Origin of the sequence: Kitasatospora sp. NPDC005751 (genome assembly GCF_040630835.1) — a bacterium.
GTDB lineage: Bacteria > Actinomycetota > Actinomycetes > Streptomycetales > Streptomycetaceae > Kitasatospora.
Genome location: NZ_JBEXYC010000014.1, coordinates 1 through 19,076, shown reverse-complemented (window position 1 = coordinate 19,076; position 19,076 = coordinate 1). Strand labels below are relative to the sequence as shown.

Annotated in this window: 20 protein-coding genes; 13 read left to right on the top strand and 7 right to left on the bottom strand. The window is 70.5% G+C overall.

The genetic code is table 11. The features are described from left to right. Positions 1 to 15: 15 nt before the first annotated feature. Complete coding sequence (locus ABZ497_RS15910) at positions 16 to 918, bottom strand: NAD(P)-binding domain-containing protein (RefSeq protein ID WP_359805490.1); 903 nt, start codon at positions 916 to 918, stop codon at positions 16 to 18. A 97-nt stretch (positions 919 to 1,015) separates the two neighbouring features. On the opposite strand from ABZ497_RS15910, the gene ABZ497_RS15905 reads away from it, so the two are divergent. Further along, positions 1,016 to 1,375: a helix-turn-helix domain-containing protein gene (locus ABZ497_RS15905; protein WP_329488994.1), complete on the top strand. Its 360-nt coding sequence runs from the start codon at positions 1,016 to 1,018 to the stop codon at positions 1,373 to 1,375. 167 nt (positions 1,376 to 1,542) lie between these two features. On the opposite strand, the gene ABZ497_RS15900 is transcribed toward ABZ497_RS15905, so the two are convergent. Beyond that, the gene (locus ABZ497_RS15900) at positions 1,543 to 1,965 is read right to left on the bottom strand and encodes a DUF350 domain-containing protein (RefSeq protein ID WP_329488993.1); all 423 of its coding nucleotides are present in this window, start codon (positions 1,963 to 1,965) and stop codon (positions 1,543 to 1,545) included. A gap of 160 nt (positions 1,966 to 2,125) precedes the next feature. Here ABZ497_RS15900 and ABZ497_RS15895 point away from each other — a divergent pair, with 160 nt between their 5' ends. Continuing rightward, positions 2,126 to 2,473: a hypothetical protein gene (locus ABZ497_RS15895; protein ID WP_359805489.1), complete on the top strand. Its 348-nt coding sequence runs from the start codon at positions 2,126 to 2,128 to the stop codon at positions 2,471 to 2,473. A 5-nt stretch (positions 2,474 to 2,478) separates the two neighbouring features. Next, positions 2,479 to 3,708 (top strand): glutathionylspermidine synthase family protein, encoded by a 1,230-nt coding sequence (locus tag ABZ497_RS15890; protein WP_359805488.1) that lies wholly within the window; start codon positions 2,479 to 2,481, stop codon positions 3,706 to 3,708. 64 nt (positions 3,709 to 3,772) lie between these two features. Here the strand turns inward: ABZ497_RS15890 and ABZ497_RS15885 are convergent, their stop codons facing one another. Then, positions 3,773 to 4,258, bottom strand: coding sequence for an LURP-one-related family protein (locus ABZ497_RS15885; RefSeq protein ID WP_359805487.1), 486 nt, complete (start codon positions 4,256 to 4,258; stop codon positions 3,773 to 3,775). A gap of 209 nt (positions 4,259 to 4,467) precedes the next feature. Here ABZ497_RS15885 and ABZ497_RS15880 point away from each other — a divergent pair, with 209 nt between their 5' ends. From ABZ497_RS15880 to ABZ497_RS15860, 5 genes are all read left to right on the top strand, one after another. Then, a complete protein-coding gene (locus tag ABZ497_RS15880) occupies positions 4,468 to 4,950 on the top strand; it encodes a GNAT family N-acetyltransferase (protein WP_359805768.1) in 483 nt (160 codons plus the stop codon). A gap of 187 nt (positions 4,951 to 5,137) precedes the next feature. After that, positions 5,138 to 6,292, top strand: a complete 1,155-nt coding sequence (locus tag ABZ497_RS15875) for an acyltransferase (protein WP_359805486.1) — start codon at positions 5,138 to 5,140, stop codon at positions 6,290 to 6,292. A 104-nt stretch (positions 6,293 to 6,396) separates the two neighbouring features. After that, positions 6,397 to 6,537 carry a hypothetical protein gene (locus ABZ497_RS15870; protein WP_157846567.1) on the top strand — a complete coding sequence of 47 codons (141 nt, stop codon included), beginning with the start codon at positions 6,397 to 6,399 and terminating at the stop codon, positions 6,535 to 6,537. 21 nt (positions 6,538 to 6,558) lie between these two features. Then, positions 6,559 to 8,094 (top strand): recombinase family protein, encoded by a 1,536-nt coding sequence (locus tag ABZ497_RS15865; RefSeq protein ID WP_359805485.1) that lies wholly within the window; start codon positions 6,559 to 6,561, stop codon positions 8,092 to 8,094. Positions 8,095 to 8,510: 416 nt separating this feature from the next. Further along, entirely contained in the window at positions 8,511 to 8,636 is a 126-nt protein-coding gene (locus tag ABZ497_RS15860) for a helix-turn-helix domain-containing protein (protein ID WP_359805484.1), read from the top strand. A gap of 516 nt (positions 8,637 to 9,152) precedes the next feature. Here ABZ497_RS15860 and ABZ497_RS15855 read toward each other — a convergent pair. Further along, entirely contained in the window at positions 9,153 to 9,347 is a 195-nt protein-coding gene (locus ABZ497_RS15855) for a hypothetical protein (RefSeq protein WP_359805483.1), read from the bottom strand. Between the two features lie 317 nt (positions 9,348 to 9,664). Here ABZ497_RS15855 and ABZ497_RS15850 point away from each other — a divergent pair, with 317 nt between their 5' ends. Together ABZ497_RS15850 and ABZ497_RS15845 are read left to right on the top strand one after the other, a co-directional pair. Then, complete coding sequence (locus ABZ497_RS15850) at positions 9,665 to 10,408, top strand: XRE family transcriptional regulator (protein ID WP_359805482.1); 744 nt, start codon at positions 9,665 to 9,667, stop codon at positions 10,406 to 10,408. Positions 10,409 to 10,411: 3 nt separating this feature from the next. Then, positions 10,412 to 10,882, top strand: a complete 471-nt coding sequence (locus ABZ497_RS15845) for an NUDIX domain-containing protein (protein WP_359805481.1) — start codon at positions 10,412 to 10,414, stop codon at positions 10,880 to 10,882. 38 nt (positions 10,883 to 10,920) lie between these two features. Here the strand turns inward: ABZ497_RS15845 and ABZ497_RS15840 are convergent, their stop codons facing one another. Continuing rightward, positions 10,921 to 11,568, bottom strand: a complete 648-nt coding sequence (locus ABZ497_RS15840; RefSeq protein WP_359805480.1) for a hypothetical protein — start codon at positions 11,566 to 11,568, stop codon at positions 10,921 to 10,923. 210 nt (positions 11,569 to 11,778) lie between these two features. Between ABZ497_RS15840 and ABZ497_RS15835 the strand changes: the two genes are divergently transcribed. After that, positions 11,779 to 13,593 (top strand): NHL domain-containing thioredoxin family protein, encoded by a 1,815-nt coding sequence (locus tag ABZ497_RS15835; protein ID WP_359805479.1) that lies wholly within the window; start codon positions 11,779 to 11,781, stop codon positions 13,591 to 13,593. 91 nt (positions 13,594 to 13,684) lie between these two features. Here the strand turns inward: ABZ497_RS15835 and ABZ497_RS15830 are convergent, their stop codons facing one another. Both ABZ497_RS15830 and ABZ497_RS15825 read right to left on the bottom strand, forming a co-directional pair. Further along, positions 13,685 to 14,980: a M18 family aminopeptidase gene (locus ABZ497_RS15830; protein WP_352291224.1), complete on the bottom strand. Its 1,296-nt coding sequence runs from the start codon at positions 14,978 to 14,980 to the stop codon at positions 13,685 to 13,687. A 311-nt stretch (positions 14,981 to 15,291) separates the two neighbouring features. Continuing rightward, the gene (locus ABZ497_RS15825; RefSeq protein ID WP_359805478.1) at positions 15,292 to 17,121 is read right to left on the bottom strand and encodes an acyl-CoA dehydrogenase; all 1,830 of its coding nucleotides are present in this window, start codon (positions 17,119 to 17,121) and stop codon (positions 15,292 to 15,294) included. A gap of 215 nt (positions 17,122 to 17,336) precedes the next feature. On the opposite strand from ABZ497_RS15825, the gene ABZ497_RS15820 reads away from it, so the two are divergent. Then, positions 17,337 to 17,849, top strand: a complete 513-nt coding sequence (locus ABZ497_RS15820) for an SseB family protein (RefSeq protein WP_329488978.1) — start codon at positions 17,337 to 17,339, stop codon at positions 17,847 to 17,849. A 161-nt stretch (positions 17,850 to 18,010) separates the two neighbouring features. Next, entirely contained in the window at positions 18,011 to 18,967 is a 957-nt protein-coding gene (locus ABZ497_RS15815; protein WP_359805476.1) for a pirin family protein, read from the top strand. Positions 18,968 to 19,076 lie beyond the last annotated feature (109 nt).

The window sequence follows — 19,076 nt, the reverse complement described above, 5'->3', positions numbered from 1 at the left end:
GCCCGCCCGCTCCGCCTACCGGCGCAGCAGGTCGACCACGCCGGTCAGGTCCTCCGCCCCGGCGCCCTCCGCGAGCCGGCGGGCCATCAGCGCGAAGTACGGGGCGAGCAGCTCGGCGCTGACACCCTGCTCCTCGGCGGTGCGCAGGAAGGTGGGCGTGCCGGCGACCTGCATCGCGAGGTTGGAGACCACGCCCACGGTGTAGTCACCGCTCTCCAGCTGCAGGGCAGTCCGCGTCACCGAGCCGGCCATCGCCCGGAGCCAGGAGGTCAGCAGCGGCGCGAGGTCGCTCGGGGCGACCGCCTCCCCGCCGATCAGCGCGAAGGCGTGCGCCACCCCGGCGAACATGCCGTACATGGCACTCAGCAGCGCCACGTCGTACAGGGCGGCGAACCCGGCGTCCGCCCCGACGAAGCGGGTGCCGGCCGGGACGGACAGGGTGTCGCGGTGCTCCTCGAACAGCGCCTGCGAGCCGCTGTAGAAGACGTACGGACCGGCCTCGGGAACGCCGATCATCGGCGGGACGGCCATGATCCCGCCGTCCAGGTAGCGGCCACCGCGCTGCTCGACCCACGCGGCGCGGGCGCGGGCCAGGCCGGGGGTGCCGGTGACGAGGTCGACCACGTCCCGGCCGGCCAGGTCGACGCCGTCCAGCGCCGCCTCGACGGAGGCGTCGTCGAGCAGGCAGACGACCACCAGGCGGTTGGCCGCGACCGCCTCGGCGGGGGTGGCGGCGACGGTGGCGCCCAGGGCGGCGAGCGGTTCGGCCCGCGCGGCGGTGCGGTTCCAGACGGTCAGCGGATGCCCGGCGGCGAGCCAGGTCCGGGCCAGCGCGGTGCCCATCGCGCCGAGGCCGAGCAGGGTGAGGGAGGGAGCGGGGGTGGACTTCGACACGGGGTCAACGCTGTTCTCTGCCATGCCGATCAGGCTCGTCGCCCGGGCCGCCGGCGGACAAGTACGCACCTCGAAGTGGGTGGTTACCCTGGGGTGAGCGAGCAGGTCGGAAGGGGTGGGCATGGCGACGGTGCCGAGGCCGGGCGGGTACGTCTGCGGGATCGACGCGGCGATGGACGTGATCGGCGGCAAGTGGAAGGTACTGATCCTCTGGGCGCTGGACGAGCGGCCGAACCGCCGCTTCGGCGAGCTGCGCCGCCTGGTGCCGGGGATCACCGAGAAGGTGCTCGCCGCCCATCTGCGCGAGTTGGAGGCCGACGGAATCGTGCGCCGTGAGGCGTACGACGAGGTGCCGCCGCGCGTCGAGTACTCGCTGACGCCGGTCGGGGCGCGGCTCAACGCCGCGCTGGCACCGCTGGGGGCCTGGGGCCGCGAGCACGTCCTCGGCGGGGCCCCGCACCCCGGCGGGGGAGCCGCGTAGGGCCCGGACGGCGCGCGGCTGGGACGGCGCGCGGCTCGGACGGCGCGCGGGTCGGACGGCGCGCGGGTCGGACAAGGTGGGTCGGACAAGGTGGGTCGGACGAGGTGGGTCGGAAAGGCGTGGGCCCGGGCCCAAAGGGGGCGGGCGCCCGGGCCTCCGACGGCGGCTCAGGCGATCGCGGCCGCCACGATCGCCGCCACTGCGATGTTGCAGCTGGCGGTGACCCAGACCGCCGGGTGCGGCTCGGGGTCGACCAGGATCGCGCCGAGCTTGCCGGGCGTCAGGACGTCCACCGCCCAGAACGCGACGGCCATCAGCACCAGGCCCAGCAGGCCGAAGCAGGCCGTGGAGACGAGGCCCTTGCCGAAGTCCTCGTAGGTGTACATGATCGCCGTGAAGACGATGCCGCCGATGCCGAGCAGCGCGGAGCTCAGCACCGCGGCGGCGTTGCGGTTGCGCTCCACCCAGATCTGGTGGCCCAGCTTGCCCGGCGTCAGGACGTCGACCAGGCCGACGCCGAGGAGCAGCAGCACCACACCGACGGCGCCGAAGGCGGCCGCCGCACCGAGGCCGTGCAGGATGTCGTTCATGGGTGTTCGTCCCCCGTGTCCGCTCACTGGAGGCCGCCCGGTCCGGCTCGGCCCGGTCCGACCGTCAAGGATCGGCAAAACATATCCCATCGGGCGTGGCCGGAACAGGAATCCGGGGCCCCTCCCGTACCATCCCGGCCCACGCGTACCATCGGGCGCCATGACGCCGTCCCAGTCCCCCACCACAGCCACCGGCACCGGCACCGGCAGCCCGGGGCCGGACGCCCGGCGCCGCTCGGGCTTCGTCACCCTCGGCATGGTCGGCACCCTCGCCCTGGCGCTCTCCGGCTGCTCCTCCGGCGGCGGCACCCCGCCGAGCCGCTGCGTCGACCCGACGACGCTCAAGGTGCTCGACAGCCACGCGTGCGCCGGCGGCACCACCGCCGCCGCCGCCGGCCGCTGGTACTACTGCGGCTCCGGCGGCACCACCGCGCTCGGCGGCACCTTCGACAAGGCCGCCACCAAGCGCGGCGGTTTCGGCTGCCCCACCGGCTCGGGCGGGGGCTGACCGCGGTGCGCCGCAGAACCATCGCCCCGCGCCCGGACTGGCTGGCCACCGTCGAGGGCCAGGGCCTGATCTACGCCATGTGCTCCGACCCCTGCAACCAGGGCGGCCCGCACGCCTACTGGGACGAGAGCGGGTACTACGAGTTCTCGCTGCCCGAGGTGGAGGCGCTGGAGGAGGTGGTCGAGGAACTGCACGTGATGTGCCTGGCGGCCGCCGACCACGTGGTCCGCACCGGCCGGTTCGCGGACTACGGGATCACCGACCCCCGGCTCGCCGCGACCGTCGCCGAGTCCTGGCGGCGGCGCGCCGAACAGCCGGCCCTCTACGGGCGCTTCGACCTCGCGTACGACGGCACCGGACCGGCCAAGCTGTTCGAGTACAACGCCGACACCCCGACCTCGCTGATCGAGGCGGCCGGCCCGCAGTGGTTCTGGATGGAGGAGCGCTTCCCCGCCGCCGACCAGTGGAACTCGCTGCACGAGCGGCTGGTCGCGTCCTGGGCCCGACAGAAGCACCTGCTGCCGTCCGGCCCGGTGCACTTCGCCCACTCGCGCGGCGACACCGAGGGCGAGGACTGGATGACCACCCTCTACCTCCAGGAGTGCGCCGAACAGGCCGGCATCGAGACGGTCGGCATCGCGATGGAGGACATCGGCTGGGACGGCCTCTCCGGCCGGTTCGTCGACCTCGAACACCGCTTCATCCGCTCGGCGTTCAAGCTCTACCCGTGGGAGTGGCTGGCCGAGGACGAGTTCGGCGAGCAGCTGCTGGACGTCATCGACCACGGCGGCGGCACCGGCTCCACCCTCTGGATCGAGCCGGCCTGGAAGATGCTGCTCTCCAACAAGGCGCTGCTGGCGGTGCTCTGGGAGCTCTACCCGGGCCACCCCAACCTGCTGCCCGCCTACCTGGACGGCCCGCGTGAACTCGCCGACCCGGGCGGCCCCGGGTACGCGGCCAAGCCGCTGCTCGGCCGGGAGGGCGCCGGCATCCGGATCGTCGGACCGGACGGCGCCGAGACCCGGCTCGCCGACTGGGCCGGCGACCCGGACCGCTACGGCGCCGAGGGCCACTGCTACCAGCAGTACCACCCGCTGCCCGACTTCGACGGCAACCGCCCGGTGCTCGGCACCTGGGTGATCGACGGCGAGGCGGCGGGCCTCGGCATCCGCGAGACGGACGACAGCCCGATCACCCACCAGGGCGCCCGCTTCCTGCCGCACGTCATCGTCTGACCGGCCCGTGAGGGGTGCGGGTGCGGGACCGGCCGGTCCCGCACCCGCCGCGGACCACCCGGGGTCAGTCCTGCGCCGTCAGGTGGTCCACGCAGGCGGCGACGGCCAGCAGCAGCCCCACGTCCGCGCCGTCGGCCACCTCCACGCCGTAGGTGTCACGGATCCGGAACCACTTGCGGGAGATCCGGGCGAGCTCGTCGCCGTGCTCGTCCTCGATCCGGTAGTCCTTGTCGATCAGGTCCCCGTGGACCTTCAGCTCGCCGCCACCGGCCAGCTCCACCAGGTACTTGTCGCGGAACGGCGTGAACAGCTTCTCCCGGACGGTCGCCACCACCTCGCCGTCGGCGTCCTCGATCCTCATCGCGTCCCGGACGGTGAACGCCTTCTCCTTCACCACCGCGATCACCCGGCCGTCGGCGTCCTTCAGCTCGAAGGTGTCGCGCAGCCGCAGCACCTTGCCGTCCACCAGGAACGCCTTGTGCCCCTGATCGTCCTCGATCCAGTAGTCGTCACCGATCGCGAACAGCTTCTCCCTGACCAGGTACCGCATACCGCCTCCTTCGCGTGGACGTGCGATCCATTCGACCCGATCGGCCTCCCCGTGCGAAGCACCGCCACACGACGGAGTTGAATGGGCCCGTGGACCGCTCCGATCCGTCCGACGTCACCGCTGCCGCAGCCGTCACCGACGACACCGCCGTTACCGACGACACCGCCGTCACCGCCGTCACCGCCGCCACCTCCGCCACCTCCGCCGTCCTGCGTACCGAGCGCCTGGACCTGCTGCCGATCGGCCCCGAGCACGCCGAGGGGATGGCCGCCGCCCTCGCCGACCCGGACCTCTACACCTTCACCGGCGGCGGACCGGCCACCGCCGACGCCCTGCGGGCCCGCTACGCCCGGCTCGCGGCAGGCTCTCCCGATCCCGCCGAGGCATGGGGCAACTGGGCGCTCCGGCTGCGCGCCGACGGCCGGCTGGCCGGCTACGTCCAGGCCACCATCGGCCCGGACACCGCCGAGATCGCCTGGGTCCTGGGCACCCCCTGGCAGGGGCGCGGCCTCGCCACCGAGGCGGCGCGCGCCCTGCTCGACCACCTCCGGGCGTCCGGCGTCACCACCGTCCTCGCCCACGTCCACCCCGACCACCGGGCCTCCGCCGCCGTCGCCCGGGCGCTCGGCCTGCGCCCCACCGACGAGCGGCAGGACGGCGAGGTCCGCTGGCGCTCGGCGCCGCGGTCCTGAGCACGGCCCGGTCCTGAGCGGATCCACTCCCGAGCGCGGTCCGGTCCCGAGCCGGCTCCGGGCACACCGAACCGTCACACTCCACCACCGGATGGTCAAGAACGGCCACGGTCGGCCATGATATCGCTGCCCCGACCGGGGTGCCCGCACGGGTGCCCCGGCGACGACGCCCGCCCGGAGACTCCCCATGCGCCGACTGACCCATGCCGAATTCCTCGCGATGCGGCGGTTCGACGCGCTGGACGGACTGCGCGCCGTCGCCGCCGTGATCGTCGTCTTCTTCCACTACGGCGGCCCGCAGTCCCGGTTCCTCTCCGGCTGGATCGGGGTGCACGCCTTCTTCGTCCTCTCCGGCTTCCTCATCACCACCCTGATGCTCCGGGAACGGGACCGGACCGGGCGCATATCGCTGCGGAACTTCTACATCCGGCGGGTGTTCCGGATCGTGCCGCTGTACTACCTGGGGCTGCTGATCACCATGGTCGCCGTCTACCGCTCCGGCCACGGCTGGGCGGTGCTGATGGACCACCTGCCGAACTACCTCGGCTTCATGAACGAGTACCACCTCGCCGGCGACACCCCGTACCTGCACACCTGGACCATCGGCATCGAGCAGAAGTTCTACCTGGTCTGGCCGCTCGCGCTGATCCTGGTCGGCCTGATCTCCGACCGGCTCCGCATCCCGCTCGCCGTGGCCGCGATCGCCCTCGTCCTGGTGCCGTACAACGAGACCTGGAAGGGCATGGGCCTGCACTACTCGGTGCTGCTGATCGGCGCGCTGCTCGCCGTCGTGCTGCACAGCCGCCGCGGCTTCGCCCTGCTCAGCCCGCTGACCCACCCGGTGATCGGCGCGGTGGCCGGGGCCGGCTTCCTCGTCCTGCACGCCCACCTGCCGGACCTGACCGACCACTTCGGCAGCGAGCAGCCCACCATCTTCCTCTTCGGCCTCGGCGTCGCCCTCCTGCTGCCCACCCTGCTCGGCCCCGGCCCGGGCCGCCTGCTGCTCTCGCTGCGCCCGCTGGTCTTCGTCGGCGAGCGCTCCTACGGCCTCTACCTGCTCCAGGCCTCGGCCGTCAGCCTCACCGCCGCCCTGGCCCCGTGGCTGCCCGGCGGCACCCCGACGTTCGCCGCCGCCGTCTGCCTGGTCGCGCTGGCCGCCGCCGACCTGCTGCACCGCCGCCTGGAGACACCGATGATCGAGGCCGGCCGCCGTCTGATCACCTGGTGCGACACCGTCTCCCGACGGGCCCGCCCCACCGTGCCCACCCCGGCCGTCGCCCCCGACGCCACCGCCGACCTCCCGGCCACCCCCGCCCTCGCCGGCAGCCCCCGCCCGGAGTGACCACCCGCCCGGAGTGACCACCCGCCGGAAGCCCCCGGCGGCCGGGCGCAATCCCCCGCCGACCGCCGGAATGAGGAGCACCCCACGTGCGGTTTGATGGGGGTATGGCATCTCGTGCACGTGTACGCGCCCCCGAGCTGGTCGGGGCAGGCGGTTGGCTGAACACCGGCGGCAAGGACCTCACCCTCGCCGACTTCCGGGGCAAGATCACCGTCCTGGACTTCTGGAAGTCCTACACAATGTAGGGATCTCCAGAGGGGGCGTGCATGCACCACCACACGCTGTGTGACCTGTACCTACGGCTGTCCTTGGACCGGGACGGCAAGACGGCGATCGAACGGCAGGAAGCCGACTGCCGAGCATGGGCCGAACGCAACGGGCTGACCGTCCGCAAGGTCCACATCGACCGGGGACGCTCCGGCTTCAAGGACGTCGAGCGCAAGGGGTTCGACTCCGCCCTTGCCTCCGTCACGGCGGGCGTCGTCGGGACACTGATCGTGTGGAAGCTGGACCGGCTGTCCCGCAAGGGCATCGGCCAGGTCGGCAAGGTCCTGGACGACATCGAGAAGGCCGGCGGCCGTCTCGTGTCCGTCGTAGACGGCCTCGACACCTCGAACGACTCGGCCCGCATGGTCGTCGCCATGCTCGCCGAACTCGCCCGGTCCGAGTCGAAGAACCTCGGCACCCGCGTGGCCCACGCAAAGCGGCACCTGCGTCGACAGGGCCAGTGGATCGGCGGACAGCCCCCATACGGGCTGCTGGTCGACCCGACCACGAAGAAGCTGACGCACGACCCCGAGACGGCCGTCTACGCCCGCCTCATCGCGGATGACGCGCTGGCCGGCAAGTCCCTCGTACAGATCGCCCGGCTGCTCAACGAGTACGACATCCCCTCAGCGCGGGGTGGCCAGTGGAACGCCGCGAGCATCATGAACCTGGTCAAGTCGCCTGCCTTCGCCGGACTCATGCCCGAGACCGAAACCATCGAAGCCGAGGACGGCAGCCGGAAGTTCACCAGCCGTGTGTTCCCCTACCGAGACCCCGAAACGCTGGACACGGTCAACATCGGCGAGGGGATCGTCACGGTCGGCGAGCGCGAGCGGATCATCCGGCAGCTCGAATCCCGGACCCGTGTCCACGCGGGCAAGCGGATGCCGAAGCCGAACGGCACGGCGCTGCTCACCAGTCTGGTGTTCTGCGACGTGCCAGGGTGCGGTCGCCGGATGCACAAGGTAGGCAACAGCTACCAGTGCATGGCCCGCCGGGCGGGCAACCAGTGCCCCGGCGCCAGTGCCATGGCCGACCGGGTGGACGCGTACGTGTCCGAGCGCTTCCTGTCGCTGCTCCCCGCTCTGGAGTTGGACGACCCGCTGTTGGTGACCATCGCTGACCGATGGGTGAAACGAACTGACCCCGAGACCTTCGCCAAGCGAGACGCCGTAGCCGACGAGATCACCGATCAGGAAGCCCGGTTGGCCGACCTCGAAGAAGCACGCTACGTCCGTCGCGAGTTCGACCGCCCTGGTGCTCTCGACCGATACGAACGTCTCGCCACCCGGCTCCAGAGCCGCATCGACGGCCTGCGCGCCGACCTCGCCAACATCCCACTCCCCGCCGTCGACATCACTCCGATGCTGGACAGCGAATTGCTGTACCCGGCTTGGGAGGCTTCGACGCGGGATGAGAAGCGGGACCGCCTGTCCCTGGCCATAGACGGCGTGTTCATCAGCAAGGGCGAACGCGGGAAGCGCTTCATCCCGGAGCAGCGGGTCCGCATCAAGTGGGCCGAGATCAAGGAATAGTCTCCACCGCCACAGCGGGGCCGATGGTGGCTTGGTGTTTTGACGCCTCTTCTCAACTCACCATAGAGATTTCTAAGGGAAGCCAGGATCGACGTCCCAAACACCAAACCACCACTGGAAGGGCTTGCGCTCCAGACAGCCAGAGCCGCAGCGCATAGAGAGAAACAAACGCGGGAGTCGTCACGGTACGTCATGACTCCTCCATCGTCGTCACTCCTCGTAGCGCCAGGGGGCGAAAGTGCCGAAACTTTGGGGCTCTCCAGGTTTCTTCTTACTCGTGTTAAGAGGTTTAGAAATAAGGGGTTAGTCGGGCACTTTGGCCACTCCGGGACCATGGGGGAGGGGGATGACCCCGACGACGCATCCCGCCGACCGCTGAGGTGCTGGTTCTCACAAGCCGTACGAGTCTGGGGAAGGTGGCTGCTCCCAAGGCGCCCGCACGAGTCGCCCGCCACCTCAGCCAGAGTGTGAGCAGCATCGCGAAGGCGCTCGGGGTCAGCCGGGCGACCCTGTACCGGCACCTGGAGGACGCCGAGTCGTAGCCGCCGCGTCCGTCGTGAGAGCCGTCTGCCCGCTGCGGGTAGGCGGCTGTTTGCCGTCCTGGGAGCCTCGGGCAGGGCGCTGTGAGAGTTCACGATCTGTGGCCGCTGGCGATCCCGGCCCCAGCTCGAAACACGCGTCCTGGGTACGCAGCCGATTTCCTGCCCCACGGTGATCAACTAGCCGCCTATGCAAGAGACTTCAGATCAAGAGCTGTAGAGAAACGGGGTCGCGAAGGCACCTCTAACGGTCGCTAACGGGGTGCTCGGTGCACTGAAGGCGAGTCCGCGAGGCACGTTAGCGCCACGGGTGGTTGGCTTCTCGCAGTCTGGTGAGCAGATCTGCCCGCCGGTCGCGCTCCTCGGGCGTCAACGGGGCGTCGCTGAACTCCTCCGGAGACAGGACCGGTCGGAGCGCGGTGGGCCGCGATGGGGGGGACGGGTGGGACCTCATCCAGCCGAACGGGTCCACGGGCGCAGCATCCTCACAAGGGCCTTCCGTGGGGGCCTGCGGGGCTCTCATCCGCCATGGCGCACCGCCAGGCACTCCCCGTCGTCCACGTGCTGGGCACGCCACTTGGCGACCTTGCGCAGGATCGTGGGCATGTCCGGGTACTGCGCCTCCATGCCGTCGAAGAGGCCGCACCCGGGGCACTGGCCGGCGTCCGGGGCGGTCTCGGTCGTGATCGGCAGGATGCGTCCGACGATCGACATGTGGCTAACTCCCGTCACAGGGCACCGTCGTGCCCTGGCACTCGGGCAGCGCTCGGGTGACCGCCCAGGCCGACATCCCGGTGTCGTGGTCGCTGACACGGTTGAACGACGCCAACGTCCTGCGACGCACCGCCCTGCGTTCGGGGGACATCTGCGCACTCCGGTTCTTCGCCGTCATTGGTCTTCCTCCGCCGAGTTGTCACCAAGATCTGACAGCGCCCGGGACGGTGAAACCTCGCGCAAAGGACACTTCAGAACGTCCCTCACGCGGTACAACGTCCCTACAAGAGTCCGGGCTTTGCGGGGAGACACGCGAGATGCCGAACGAGAGACTGAAAGCCGTTATGGCGGCGGGTGGTTGGACGTGCGCCGCCCTGGCGAACAAGGCCGGCGTCGACACCAAATCCGTCGAGCGTTGGGCCAATCAGAACCGTACGCCCCGATTGGGGACGGCCCGTGCGGCTGCCGAAGCGCTGGGAGAAGACATGTTCGCTCTGTGGCCGAGTCTGCGGCAGCCACGTGCCGCGCGGGCGATAAGCCCCGAACTGGTGGCCCTGTACGAGCAGCGGGCCGACCTACCGGTATCCGCCATCGTGAACTTGCTGGAGAAGGCCACCGAGCACATCGACGTGCTGGTCTACGCCGCTGTCTTCCTCCACGAGGCCTACCCACGGCTCAACGATCTGCTCCGGGAGCGCGCCGCCGAGGGCTGTACGGTCCGGATCGCCATCGGCGACCCCGCGAGCGAGAACGTGAGGCAGCGCGGGGAGGAGGAGAGGTTCGGTCACGGCATCGAGTCCCGGTGCAGGCTGGCTATCATGCACTACCGGCCGCTCCTCTGCACGCCCGGCATCGAGATCCGCACGCACGGCACCACGCTCTACAACAGCCTCTGCCGGGCCGATGACCAGTTGTTGGTGAACGCCCACGTGTGGGGCGTGAACGCCTTCGGAGCGCCCGTCTGGCACCTTCGACGGACAGGTGCGGGAACACTCTTCGACACCTACGCTTCGAGCTTCGATGCGGTGTGGAGCACCGCCCGACCGGTCGAGGAGAGCTGATCCGTGGCACGCACCGAGTACTACGACGATCCCGACGCCCCCAAGCCCAACCGACTGGTGGTCGCAGCGTCCGCCGTCGTGACGGACGAGGCCGGGCGCATCCTGCTCCAGCGACGGGTCGACAACGGCCTGTACGCCCTGCCCGGCGGGACGATGGATCTCGGCGAGTCGCTGCCGGGCACGGCCGTGCGGGAGGTCTTCGAGGAGACCGGCCTGGAAGTCGAGATCACCGGCCTGGTCGGCACGTACACCGACCCGCGTCACGTCATCGCCTACTCGGACGGCGAGGTGAGGCAGCAGTTCAACGTCTGCTTCACCGCCCGCGTGACGGGCGGCGCGCTGCGCATCTCCGACGAGTCCACCGATCTCCGCTTCGTCCTCCCCGAGGAGATCGCAGACCTGCCGATGCACCACACCCAGCACCTCCGGCTCCGGCACTTCCTGGAGCAGCGGACTTCTCCCTACCTCGGCTAGACCGGCGACCCAAGCCTTCCCGGCAGAGGTGACCAGCCTTACTCTGCAGGTGGCTTCGGTTCGATCTCTGGGTTCCTGCTGTCATGGACGGGAAGTACTCGATTCGCCGCATCTTCGGGCGTCGGGGCCAGCCCCAGGGCCCGCATCGCCGTGATGGACCTGAGCCGATCCCTCAGCGCCGGATCTTCGACTCGATCGATGAGGTCGAGCGACTGCTGAAAGGTGTGATCCGAGCGAAGTTCCTCGCTGACACGATCTGCCTGCGCAGTCAGATGCCTGCGTGCCCGGTTTGCGTGCAGCGCGAAGGCACCACCACACGTACTGATCAATACTCCGCTCAGGCCCGTCATCAGTCCTGCGGTGCTGCTGGCAGCTGAGCCGTGGCGGAACAGGACGAGAGCTGCGCCGCATAGCAAGATGACCGATCCCGCCGACACGAAGAACATGCTCAGCCGGAAGGTATTGCCGGCTTGCGTGAGTGCCTGCTCCCTGAAAGAGGCGAGAAACCTCTCTCTGGGATCCTCAACCGTCGTCGACTGCGTGGTGGTCGAGGCGTTGCCGATGAATACGTTCTGAACACTGGCCCCTTGCACGATCGCCCCATGGACAGTGCCACCAGTGAACTCGAACGGGCCGCGCCTCTCCTCTGCCTGTCCGTCGCCGGTTTCGTCCCTGTCGTCCGGCATGAGTCCCCTTCGAGAACTATCGGTCGCCACGGCATACCCAAGGAGAAAAACCTTAGCGACGCGCCCGGCAAGGCGTGTGGTGGATGCAGAACTTTGCGGCCGATCAAGGGGGCAGAGATCTCTGGCAGCGCGCTGTCCTTCCGTCCTTGGTCACGCCAACGTCGACCGCTGGATGGAATGGCTCCACCGACCATGCGGTTGGATGAGGACATGGCTTCTCGTGCACGTGTCCGCGCCCCCGAGCTGGTCGGCGCCGGTGGATGGCTCAACACAGGCGGCAAGGAACTCAAGCTTGCCGACCTGCGAGGTAAGTGTGTCGTACTAGACTTCTGGACCTTCTGCTGCATCAACTGTCTGCACGTCCTGGACGAGCTCCGTGAGCTGGAGGAGAAGCACCGCGACACCGTGGTGATCGTCGGCGTGCACTCGCCCAAGTTCGTGCACGAGGCCGACCACCAGGCCGTGGTCGACGCCGTCGCCCGGTACGAGGTGCACCACCCGGTGCTGGACGACCCGGCGCTCGCCACCTGGAAGCAGTACGCGGTGCGCGCCTGGCCGACGCTGGTGGTGATCGACCCCGAGGGGTACGTGGTCGCCCAGCACGCCGGTGAGGGGCACGCGCACGCCATCGCCCGGCTGGTGGAGGAGCTGGAGGAGGAGCACGCCGCCAAGGGCACGCTGCGCCGCGGCGACGGTCCGTACGTGGCGCCGGAGCCCACCGCGGGGGACCTCAAGTTCCCCGGCAAGGCCGTCCGGCTGCCGAACGGGCACTTCCTGGTCGCCGACTCCGGGCACCACTCGCTGGTCGAGCTGGCCGAGGACGGCGAGAGCGTCGTCCGCCGGATCGGGGACGGCGTGCGCGGCCTGGTCGACGGCACCTCCCCCCGGTTCAGCGAGCCGCAGGGCCTCGCCCTGCTCCCCGAGGGCTCGGCCTACGACGTGATCGTGGCCGACACCGTGAACCACGCGCTGCGCGGCGTCCGGCTGGCCGACGGCAGCGTCGACACCCTGGCCGGCACCGGCCGGCAGTGGTGGCAGGGCTCGGCCACCGAGGGCCCGGCCCGCGAGGTCGACCTCTCCTCGCCGTGGGACGTCGCCTGGTTCGACGGCGAGGTCTGGATCGCCATGGCCGGCGTCCACCAGCTCTGGGCGTACGACCCGGCGGCCGGCACCGTCCGGGTCGCGGCCGGCACCACCAACGAGGGCCTGGTCGACGGCCCCGCCGCCGAGGCCTGGTTCGCCCAGCCGTCCGGCCTGGCGGTCTCGGCGGACGGCGAGCGGCTCTGGGTGGCCGACTCGGAGACCTCGGCGCTGCGTTCGGTTTCACGTGAAACGAAGGCGGTCGAGACCGCCGTCGGCACCGGCCTCTTCGACTTCGGGCACCGCGACGGCGAGGCGGGGCAGGCGCTGCTCCAGCACCCGCTGGGCGTCACCGTGCTGCCCGACGGCTCGGTGGCCGTCAGCGACACCTACAACCACGCGCTGCGCCGCTTCGACCCGGCCGGCGGCGAGGTGACCACGCTCGCCACCGACCTGCGCGAGCCCTCCGGCGCGGTGCTGGTCGACGACGACATCGTGGTGATCGAGTCCGCCCGGCACCGGCTCACCCGGCTGCGGCTGCCCGAGGAGGCCGTCCGGGTCGAGTCGGTGGCGCACCGCACCCAGCGGGCCGCCACCGAGGTCGCCGCCGGCGCGTTCCAGCTGGACGTGGTCTTCTCGGCGCCCACCGGCCAGAAGCTGGACGAGCGCTACGGCCCGTCCACCCGGCTGCTGGTCAGCTCCACGCCGCCCGAGCTGCTGGTCTCCGGCGCGGGCGCGGACTCCGCGCTCTCCCGCGAGCTGGTGCTCTCCGACCAGGTGGCCGAGGGCGTGCTGCACGTCTCGGCGATGGCCGCCTCCTGCGACGACGACCCGGAGATCGAGTTCCCGTCCTGCCACGTCCACCAGCAGGACTGGGGCGTGCCGGTGAAGCTGACGGCGGACGGCACGCGCCGGCTGCCCCTGGTGCTCGCCGGGATGGAGTAGCCGCGTTCCGGGCGACGCCAGGGAACGCCGAAGGGCCCGGCCACCCGGCCGGGCCCTTCGGCGTCGGGGTCCGTGGACCCCCGGGGCGTGCTCAGCCCTCCAGGAAGGCCTTGATCGCGGACGCCAGCAGGAACGGGTCGTCCGCCCCGCACAGCTCGCGCGCCGAGTGCATGGACAGGGCCGCGATGCCGCAGTCCACCGTGCTGATCCCGAGCCGCGCCGCGGTGATCGGGCCGATCGTCGTACCGCAGGGCATGGCGTTGTTGGAGACGAAGGTCTGCCACGGCACGCCGGCCTTCTCGCAGGCCGCCGCGAAGACCGCCCGGCCGATACCGTCGGTCGCGTACCGGTTGTTGACGTTGACCTTCAGGATCGGTCCGCCGTTGGGCATCGGGTGGTGCCCCGGCTCGTGCCGCTCGCTGTAGTTCGGGTGGACGGCGTGGCCCATGTCGGAGGAGAGGCAGACGGTGCCGGCCAGCGCCCGCGCGCGGTCCTCCGGGCTGCCGCCGCGCGCGTAGACGCTGCGCTCCAGCACGTTGCCGAGCAGCGGGCTCTGCGCGCCGGTGTCCGACTCGCTGCCGGTCTCCTCGTGGTCGAAGGCGGCCAGCACCGGGATGTACGGCAGGTCGTCGCCGGCCACGGCGGCCAGCGCGGCGGTGGCCGCGTGCACCGAGAGCAGGTTGTCCAGGCGCGGTCCGGCCAGCAGCTCGCGGTCCCGGCCCAGGTAGCTGGCGGGCTGCACGTCGTGCGTCATGAGGTCCCAGCCGGCCACCTCGGCGGCGTCCACCCCCGCGCGCTGGGCGACGTAGTCGATCAGCGAACCCTCGTCGACCGGGCCGAGGCCCCAGATCGGGGTCAGGTGGCGCTGCTTGTCGAGCTTCATCCCCTCGTTGACCTGGCGGTCCAGGTGGATCGCCAGCTGCGGCACGCGCAGCAGCGGCTCGTCCAGCTGCACCAGCCGCGAGCTGCCGTCCCGCAGCGCGAGGCGCCCGGAGAGGCCGAGGTCCCGGTCGAGCCAGGTGTTCAGCGGCACGCCGCCGTAGATCTCCACCGCGACCTGTCGCCAGCCCGCCGACCCGGTGTCCGGCACCGGCTTCACCCGCAGGTTCGGGGAGTCGGTGTGGGTGCCCACGACGCGGAACGGCGTCTGCGGACCGGCGCCCTGCGGCACGTACCAGGCGATCAGCGCGCCGCCCCGGATCACGTAGCGGCCCCCGGCCGTCGCGTCCCAGGCGTCCGTCTCGGCCACCTGCCGGAATCCCGCCTTCTCCAGCCGCTCGGCGGCGCTGGCGACCGCGTGGTAGGGCGACGGTGAGGTACCGAGGAAGGCAATCAGATCATCGGTGTGCGTCCGGTCGAAGAAAGCCTGACGGGCGGCGGTCGACATGCTGCTCCTGAGTCGAGGGAGGGCTGAAGCCGGATGGGGGGTCGGCTTCGCACCTTGAGCATATGCCCGTACACGGACAGGACACTCGGATCCCCCCAACGGATGCAGAACGCGGACAGAAACGTGAACTGACGCCGCGCCGGGCCCCGCGCACCCTGCGACCGCGCCCGGTAGCGGACCGTCATCCCGGGCCCGTGACCGGGGCGGCGGCCCGCCGGGGCGGCCGGGCCCGGGCACACCGAAGGGCCCGGTCGAGGAACCGGGCCCTTCGGTGTGAGGGTGGGGTCAGGCGGTCATCGGGGGTGCGGGCGTCAGAACGCCTCCTCCGCCAGGTCCATGATCTCGTTGTCGATGCCCTCGGCGATCAGACGCTGCGAGCCGACGGTCGGCAGGATGTTCTTGGCGAAGAAGCGGGCCGCCGCGACCTTGCCCTGGTAGAAGGCGACGTCCTTCTCCGAGGCGCCGGCCTCCAGCTTGGCCAGGGCCACCGCGGCCTGGCGCAGCAGCAGCCAGCCGACCACGACGTCGCCGGAGACCATCAGCAGGCGGGTGGTGTTGAGGCCCACCTTGTACATGTTCTTGACGTCCTGCTCGACCGAGGAGAGGTCCGCCAGCAGCTTGCCGACGATCGCCTCCAGGTCGCCGGCGGCCTTGGCGAGCAGCTCGCGCTCGGCGGCCAGGGCGTCGCCGCCCGCGGCCGAGCCGAGGAACTTCTGGATCTGCTCGGACAGCGCGGTGAGCGCCTGGCCGCCGTCCTTGACGATCTTGCGGAAGAAGAAGTCCTGGCCCTGGATCGCGGTGGTGCCCTCGTAGAGGGTGTCGATCTTGGCGTCCCGGATGTACTGCTCGATCGGGTACTCCTGCAGGTAGCCGGAGCCACCGAAGGTCTGCAGGGACTGGGCGAGCTGCTCGTAGGACTTCTCCGAGCCGTAGCCCTTGACGATCGGCAGCAGCAGGTCGTTCAGGCGCTCGGCGGCCTCGTCGCTCTCGCCGCGCAGGCGGGCGGCGAGCACGTCGTCCTGGGTGGAGGCGGTGAGCAGGACCAGCGCGCGCATGCCCTCGGCGTACGCCTTCTGGGTCATCAGCGAGCGGCGCACGTCCGGGTGGTGCGTGATGGTGACGCGCGGGGCGGTCTTGTCCAGGAACTGCGAGATGTCGGCGCCCTGCACGCGCTCCTTGGCGTACTCCAGCGCGTTCAGGTAGCCGGTGGAGAGGGTGGCGATGGCCTTCGTGCCGACCATCATCCGGGCGAACTCGATGATCTTGAACATCTGGCGGATGCCGTCGACCTTCTCGCCCAGCAGCCAGCCCTTGGCCGGGTGCTTGGCGCCGAAGGTCATCTCGCAGGTGTTCGAGGCCTTGAGGCCCATCTTGTGCTCGACGTTGGTCGCGTAGACGCCGTTGCGCTCGCCGAGCTCGCCGGTCTCCCAGTCGAAGTCGTACTTCGGCACGATGAAGAGGCCGAGGCCCTTGGTGCCCGGCTTGCCGCCCTCGGGGCGGGCCAGCACCATGTGGATGATGTTCTCGGACATGTCGTGCTCGCCCGAGGTGATGAAGCGCTTCACACCCTCGATGTGCCAGGAGCCGTCCTCCTGCTTGACCGCCTTGGTGCGGCCGGCGCCGACGTCCGAACCGGCGTCCGGCTCGGTCAGCACCATGGTGGAGCCCCAAAGGCGGTCGGTCATCCGCTTGGCGACCTCCAGCTGCTCCTCGGTGCCCTCGTCGGCGATGACGCCGGCGAAGGCCGGGCCGGAGGAGTACATCCAGATGGCCGGGTTCGAGCCGAGGATCTGCTCGGCGAAGCCCCAGATCAGCGAGGACGGGGTGACCTGGCCGCCGATGGACTCCGGGATGCCCAGACGCCACCACTCGGCGTCCATGAAGGCCTGGTAGCTCTTCTTGAACGTGTCCGGGATCGGCGCGGTGTTCGTCTCCGGGTCGAAGACCGGCGGGTTGCGGTCGGTGTCGGTGTAGGAGGCGGCGAGGTCATTCTCGGCAAGGCGCGTGATCTCGCTCAGGATGTTCTTCGCGGTCTCGACGTCCATGTCCGCGAACGGTCCGGTGCCGTAGACCTGCTCGCGGCCGAACACCTCGAAGAGGTTGAACTCCACGTCCCGCAGGTTGGACTTGTAGTGACCCATCGCCGTTTTCTCCGGTTCGTCGCTTCCGGGAGACCGCCGCGTTCGGGCGCCCCGTACCCACCAGTAGGCATCATGATGCTACCCAGCGGTAACATGTTTCAAGCCCCTGACCGTGAATCCGCTATGAACGTGGTCACGTCCCACAAGGCGGGACGGCCACTCCTTGTCAGGATCGACGCCCGCACGGGCGGGTGCGCTCCCGCTAGCCTGTCCGTGTGTACGGCTATGACCAGAACGCATACCCGGGTGATCCCTACCAGCAGCAGGCGGGACCGCAGCCGGGCATGAACGGCATGCCCGGCGCCGGCCCCGGCCCGTACGGCGAGCAGCCGCAGGCGGCGCAGCAGCAGTCCCTCTACCCCGAGCCGTCCCCGCCGTCGCTGGCGGACGCGGTCCGGGCCTTCACCACCGGCTCGATGGCGGTGGAGGACTTCCAGGCCATCTTCATCACCTCCAAGGTGCACTGCCCGCGCGGCGAACGCCCCGGATTCCTGGCGCTGCACAACACGCCGACCCCGGTGATCCCGATGTTCAGCTCGCTGAAGGAGCTGCGCCGCTACGCCGGCAAGGACTCGAAGCACTTCACCGTCACCGGTGCCGAGGTGCTCGACCTGCTGCCGACCGGCTACGGCTTCGCGCTGGACATGGAGGGCGAGCACCGGATGGTGTTCGACGCCAAGGCGGTCGAGCAGATGGTCGACTTCACCATGCGCCGCATGTACGGCTGACGACCCGCCCGGCCGCCGGCCCCACCGCCGCGGCCGGCGGGCCCCGCGCAACGGACCCCGGCCCTCCCGTCGGGACATAGTTCAATGTTCAACTTGCTTCTTGTTGAGAGTTGAACTAACCTCGTGGACGTAGGCAAGAGGAACCCCCGAAGGAGGCCGACATGCCAGCCGTGACCGTCGAAAACCCGCTCGTTCTGCCGCGTATCGCGGCGCCCGCCGCCGACTCCCGGCCGCGTCCCGTGCTGGCCGTGTCGACCGCCCCCAGCGGCTTCGAGGGCGAGGGCTTCCCGGTCCGCCGCGCCTTCGCGAAGATCAACCAGAAGTACCTGGACCCGTTCATCATGATGGACCAGATGGGCGAGGTGGACTACGCGGCCGGCGAGCCGAAGGGGACCCCCTGGCACCCGCACCGCGGCTTCGAGACGGTCACGTACATCATCGACGGGACCTTCATCCACCAGGACTCGCACGGCGGCGGCGGCGTCATCACCGACGGCGACACCCAGTGGATGACGGCCGGCTCCGGCCTGCTGCACATCGAGACCCCACCGGAGTCGCTGGTGATGTCCGGCGGACTCTTCCACGGGCTGCAGCTCTGGGTGAACCTGCCCGCCGCGGACAAGATGATCGCGCCCAAGTACCAGGACATCCGCGGCGGCAGCGTGAAGCTGCTCGCCTCGGAGGACGGCGGCGCGCTGGTCCGCCTCATCGCCGGTGACATCGCGGGCCACCAGGGCCCCGGCGCCACCCACACGCCCATCACGATGATCCACCTCACCGTGAACCCCGGCGCCCGGGTCACCCTCCCCTGGCGGGCCGACTTCAACGGCCTGGCCTACGGCCTCGCCGGCAGCGGTTCGGCGGGCACCGAGCGGCGCCCGTTCCACCTGGGCCAGGCCGTCGTCTTCGGCGAGGGCGACTCCCTCACCATCCGGGCCGACGACGCCCAGGACTCCCGGAGCGAGGGCTTCGAGGTCGTCCTGCTCGGCGGGCTGCCGATCCGGGAGCCGGTCGCCCACTACGGCCCGTTCGTGATGAACAGCCACCGCGAGCTCCAGCAGGCCATGGAGGACTTCCAGGCCGGCCGCCTCGGCACCATCCCCGCCGGCGCCAACTGAACACCGCGGGACCGGCGTCGGGGTGAGATCGGCGAGGTCCGCCGCGCGGTCCGCGCTCCAGGACCACACCACCGGCAGCCGGCCAGGTCCCCGATAGGCCATCAGCTCC

Excerpts from the sequence above, each read along its gene's own strand:
- ABZ497_RS15905 (WP_329488994.1), top strand. The coding sequence starts at position 1,016 with ATGGCGACGGTGCCGAGGCCGGGCGGGTACGTCTGCGGGATCGACGCG.
- ABZ497_RS15870 (WP_157846567.1), top strand. The coding sequence starts at position 6,397 with ATGGCATCTCGTGCACGTGTACGCGCCCCCGAGCTGGTCGGGGCAGGC.
- ABZ497_RS15895 (WP_359805489.1), top strand. The coding sequence starts at position 2,126 with ATGACGCCGTCCCAGTCCCCCACCACAGCCACCGGCACCGGCACCGGC.
- ABZ497_RS15835 (WP_359805479.1), top strand. The coding sequence starts at position 11,779 with ATGGCTTCTCGTGCACGTGTCCGCGCCCCCGAGCTGGTCGGCGCCGGT.
- ABZ497_RS15830 (WP_352291224.1), bottom strand. The coding sequence starts at position 14,980 with ATGTCGACCGCCGCCCGTCAGGCTTTCTTCGACCGGACGCACACCGAT.
- ABZ497_RS15875 (WP_359805486.1), top strand. The coding sequence starts at position 5,138 with ATGCGCCGACTGACCCATGCCGAATTCCTCGCGATGCGGCGGTTCGAC.
- ABZ497_RS15815 (WP_359805476.1), top strand. The coding sequence starts at position 18,011 with ATGCCAGCCGTGACCGTCGAAAACCCGCTCGTTCTGCCGCGTATCGCG.
- ABZ497_RS15865 (WP_359805485.1), top strand. The coding sequence starts at position 6,559 with ATGCACCACCACACGCTGTGTGACCTGTACCTACGGCTGTCCTTGGAC.
- ABZ497_RS15885 (WP_359805487.1), bottom strand. The coding sequence starts at position 4,258 with ATGCGGTACCTGGTCAGGGAGAAGCTGTTCGCGATCGGTGACGACTAC.
- ABZ497_RS15910 (WP_359805490.1), bottom strand. The coding sequence starts at position 918 with ATGGCAGAGAACAGCGTTGACCCCGTGTCGAAGTCCACCCCCGCTCCC.
- ABZ497_RS15840 (WP_359805480.1), bottom strand. The coding sequence starts at position 11,568 with ATGCCGGACGACAGGGACGAAACCGGCGACGGACAGGCAGAGGAGAGG.
- ABZ497_RS15855 (WP_359805483.1), bottom strand. The coding sequence starts at position 9,347 with ATGTCGATCGTCGGACGCATCCTGCCGATCACGACCGAGACCGCCCCG.
- ABZ497_RS15850 (WP_359805482.1), top strand. The coding sequence starts at position 9,665 with ATGCCGAACGAGAGACTGAAAGCCGTTATGGCGGCGGGTGGTTGGACG.
- ABZ497_RS15900 (WP_329488993.1), bottom strand. The coding sequence starts at position 1,965 with ATGAACGACATCCTGCACGGCCTCGGTGCGGCGGCCGCCTTCGGCGCC.
- ABZ497_RS15825 (WP_359805478.1), bottom strand. The coding sequence starts at position 17,121 with ATGGGTCACTACAAGTCCAACCTGCGGGACGTGGAGTTCAACCTCTTC.